Here is a 449-nt window from a genome sequence, read left to right on the forward strand (position 1 = left end):
ACCGCCTCGACGGCCCGGGTGTCCACCGCGGCGAAGAGCCGGGAGTAGGTGGCCTTGCTCGGCGTCTTCCCGTCGCGGAAGCCGAGCAGGTGGGTCAACCGAGGCCCCCGCAGGCGTCCGAAGTGGGCGATCGCCTCCAGCGAGGTCATGCCCGAGAGCATGGCCACGACGGCCAGGGCGAGCAAGGACGGCAGTGGATAGCGTTGCCCCCGCCGACCGCGTGGGTCGGGCACCTGGGCCAACCGCTCCATCAAGGACAACGTCGCGGTGTTCATCGGAGAGGCTCCCTCCACGGTGATGCACCGCGAAGAATTACTCAATTTCGTCGGACTTCGCAACTGTCAACTTGAAACAGCCCTGGCTTCTCACCCCCGGCTCTGTCCGACCGAAGCTCTTCCATCTATGATAGATGGGTTCACCCGATCCGTTATGCTGCGCCAGGACCTACC

At 65.0% G+C, this 449-nt stretch carries 1 protein-coding gene; it reads right to left on the bottom strand.

Annotated elements, in window-relative coordinates; genetic code table 11:
• Positions 1-275: transposase family protein (locus AB1L30_RS03010; protein WP_367011878.1), on the bottom strand; the 275-nt coding region annotated here is incomplete at its 3' end.
• Between the last annotated feature and the right edge of the window lie 174 nt (positions 276-449).

The organism is Bremerella sp. JC817, assembly GCF_040718835.1.
GTDB lineage: Bacteria > Planctomycetota > Planctomycetia > Pirellulales > Pirellulaceae > Bremerella.